Annotated in this window: 1 protein-coding gene; it reads left to right on the plus strand. The window is 69.4% G+C overall.

Annotated features, from left to right (window positions below; genetic code table 11):
- Window positions 1-233: 233 nt before the first annotated feature.
- A partial coding sequence (locus LW587_RS23890; RefSeq protein WP_232632055.1) for an IS110 family transposase occupies window positions 234-1417 on the plus strand: 1184 nt, incomplete at its 3' end.

The following is a 1417-nucleotide window of genomic DNA, read 5'->3' on the forward strand; positions in this document are numbered from 1 at the left end:
GGTATGAGTTTCCACCGGCTTTGGCCGTCCCTTGCGGATGAAACCTGTGGCATCGTGGATAGGCCGTCGGCGGAGAGGTCGATTTGTCCTTGGTGCCCTTACAGCCCGCGTATGAGTTGGACCCGGGTTCCCTGAAGTCCCCTCGCTTGCGTCAGGAGTTCGCTCTGGAGCGCGCTATTTAGATTGTCCTTCCCGGGGAGTCTGCGCCGGCGGCCTGACCTGCGGAGGTGATGATGGAGGTTCTGTATCCCCGGTGCGCCGGGCTCGACGTTCACAAGGACACGGTGGTGGCGGCCGTGCGGTTGGCCGGGATCGGGGCGCCGACCCGCGCGGTCGAAACCTTCGCGACGACCACGCCCGGGTTGTTGGCCCTGTCGGCGTGGTTGGCCGAGCACGGCTGCACCCACGTGGCGATGGAGGCCACGGGTGTGTACTGGCGCCCGGTCTGGCACGTGCTGTCGGCGGAGGGCCGCACCCTGATCCTGGCCAACGCGGCGCATGTGAAGAACGTGCCCGGCCGCAAGACCGATGTAGCCGACGCGGTCTGGCTGTCCGATCTCCTGGCCCACGGCCTGATCCGGGCGAGCTTCGTGCCCGAGGCCGAGACCCAGGTGATGCGCACGTTACTGCGCACCCGCAAGCAGTTGGTCCGCGAGCAGGCGTCCCACGTCCAGCGCATCCAGAAGACCCTGGAGGACGCCAATCTCAAGCTCGCCTCGGTGCTCACCGACATCATGGGCCAGTCCGGCCGCGCCGTCCTCGATGCCCTGGCGGCGGGCGAGCGCGATCCGGCGGCCTTGAGCGGGCTCGTCGGCCCGCGGGTCAAGGCCGGGCGCGACAGCATCCGGGCCGCGCTGACCGGACGCCTCGGCGAGCCGCACCGCTTCCTCCTCGGCCTGCATCTCCGGCAATACGATGCCCTGGCTGGGGCAGTGGCCGAGATCGACGCACAGGTGGAGCGCGACCTCGGCCCTTTCCGGGACGCGGCGGGGCTGCTGGCGACGATCCCGGGGGTGAGTGACCTGACCGCCCAGGTGATCCTCTCCGAGATCGGCCCCGACATGAGCCGCTTCCCCACCGCCGGCCACCTGATCTCCTGGGCTGGCCTGTGCCCGAGGAACGACGAGAGCGCCGGTAAGCGCCGCTCCACCCGCCTGAAGAAGGGCGCGCCCTGGCTCAAGACCACCCTCGTCCAGTGCGCCTGGGCTGCCGCACGCAAGAAACAGAGCTATCTCCAGGCCCAGTTCCAGCGCCTGCGCCACCGACGCGGACCCAAGAAGGCCGTCTGCGCGGTGGCAGCCTCCATCCTCACCGCCGCCTACCACATGCTCAAGAACGGCACGGCCTACGCCGATCCAGGCCGCGACCACGTCCGCAAGACGGCACCGGCGACGCGCGCCAAGGCTCTCGCGCGACA

The sequence above is a fragment of the Methylobacterium sp. Leaf118 genome, from assembly GCF_920984675.1.
Classification (GTDB): Bacteria; Pseudomonadota; Alphaproteobacteria; order Rhizobiales; family Beijerinckiaceae; genus Methylobacterium.